Consider the following 2,188-nt stretch of genomic DNA (forward strand, 5'->3'; position numbering starts at 1 on the left):
ACACACCCAGCCAACCAGACACCCCAATCACAGGCCGACAGCAGCTGACCGTTCTACACCCTCAATCATGAAGAGCCCGTTTGCATCAAGCGAACCCGAATTTCGGCCCTGGAAGCCCGAAAGCGATACACCTCCGATGGCGGAGCAGATCGCGGCTATAACTGAGGTTGTCCGCTTGTCTATTAAACTTGCTCAAGACGAACCCAGGCGCTTCGTAGATTTGGTCGACAAGCTCGACGATTTACCTCCTGAAATGCGCAAGGACATACTCGACTCGATCTCAGGATCTGCCGATAATAGAATGTCCGACGAAGTGGCCGAGGCGATTTGGAAGAAACTTACTGCACTAGTGCGTCGACATCGGGAATATGCAAGCGCCCATTGGGCGCTTGGGGAAGCCGCGCTCAGCGAGATCGACGCAATTGCTGCAAAGCTCCAACCGAAAAACCAGGCTGACCAGGTTGAATGGCTGTCTGGACACCACCCCGATCTAGTCAATGTCCGAGCCAGCGACAATTTTGAGCAATACCAGGATGAGCTGCTTAAGAGACGAGTAGATGCTGTCAAGCGAGTCCATGACCAAGCTGGAATCGACGGATTGTTAGGCCTTGCGCGACAGGTCGATGTGCCGGGCACGGTTGGGTATGCCGTCATGCGGGTGCCCGGCATCAGCGTCGATCTCGATCAACTCGCGACATTGCTCGTCGATGAGTCACCATCGATACAGGATTTCGCGACACAGGCACTAAGGGCGGCGATTCGCAATGACATTGAACAGGTGATCGCGCTTGCGGATCGGCACACTGACGTTCCTCTAGTCGCGGCTCGTGTATTGAGAACTGCGGATGACCTGCCGAGGGCTTGGGACACAGCCAGGGCTGCTGGAACCGAGATCGATAGTCTGTATTGGTCCGAGTTCGAAATCTGGGGACGTGGTAGTCAATTCGAATTTATGAATGAGACGGCAAAGCTGCTTGCAGAGCATGGCCGTTACGCCGCCGCACTGGATCTTCTCGTCATCTACTCGCAAGGCGATCGCGAGTCTGTCGATGTACAGCTTGTGATCGATATATTGAATGAGCTGGCGGTATCCGGTGATGATGAAGCCGCACGGCTCTTGTCTCAATATGACTTCGGTGAGCTACTTGGAATCATCACGGATCGTGGCACCCTCAGCATCGAAGAGCTCGGTATATTGCAGTGGAGACTGCTGCCGGTTCTGGATGATGACGACCCAGCGAGCACATCCGCGATCCAGAAGCTACTGTCCACGTCACCAGAATTTTTCGTTCAGATCGTCAGCCTCCTCTATCGGCGGAAAGATGATCAGCCGGGTGACGATGAAATCCCCGAAGGAGCAGCATCGAACGCCTGGCGTGTCTTACGAAATTGGCGACAGATTCCTGGGACTGTTGACGAAACCGGTCACGTCGACGAAGCCGAACTTTTTAGCTGGGCTGCGAAAGCGCGTGAACTACTCAAGGAAGCCGGTCGGCTCGATGTCGGCGAGAGTGAACTAGGCAAAATCCTAAGCTACTCGCAACCTGATGGTGACGGCACATGGCCCGCCACGGCTATACGGAACTTCCTCGAAACACATGGCAATGATGTGATCTGCCAAGGCTTCTACCTCGGTGTTGTCAATCAGCGTGGTGTCGTTATGCGGAGCCTTGATGAAGGCGGTGCGAAGGAGCGAGGCCTGGCCGGTAAGTATGCGGAGTATGCGAAAAAGGTGGCCGACGTATGGCCTAAGACAGCGCGGTTGCTCCGCGGGATATCCGAAAGCTACAAGCTGGACGCCCTCCGCGAGGATGCTGAGGCGCAGCGTCACCAGGAGGGGTTTGACCGGTAGTCGAGCGCGCTACGAAATCCAAGCCACAACGCGGGCTCAATCTAGCATCCGTACTTCTTGAAGCATGTATCTCTGGCATGCTCTTCCATCATGTTGTCGAATGGCGTGCTGTTCATATAAGCAACGAAGTCCTAGCCTGGTTGTTGCGTTCAAACGGGAACGCGTAGCTTCGCCGCTTCATCAAGACAATTGGCCTTATTTTTCAGCTCTTGCTTCGCCGCCGCTTGCCTCTTAGCTTGCTTTGCTTCCTGTTGATTGAGGGCTCTTCACAGATGAGGGTGTAGAGGTGGTTGGCGCGTCGTTGCCGGGATAGAGGTCGAGGTCTCTCGAAAATGA

The 2,188-nt window shown here is 54.8% G+C and carries 1 protein-coding gene; it reads left to right on the forward strand.

The window, feature by feature from the left end:
* Nucleotides 1–67: 67 nt before the first annotated feature.
* Complete coding sequence (locus AWB94_RS01735) at nucleotides 68–1,852, forward strand: hypothetical protein (protein ID WP_133058198.1); 1,785 nt, start codon at nucleotides 68–70, stop codon at nucleotides 1,850–1,852.
* The last annotated feature ends 336 nt before the right edge of the window (nucleotides 1,853–2,188 follow it).

The organism is Mycolicibacterium canariasense, from assembly GCF_002101555.1.
Lineage (GTDB): Bacteria > Actinomycetota > Actinomycetes > Mycobacteriales > Mycobacteriaceae > Mycobacterium > Mycobacterium canariasense.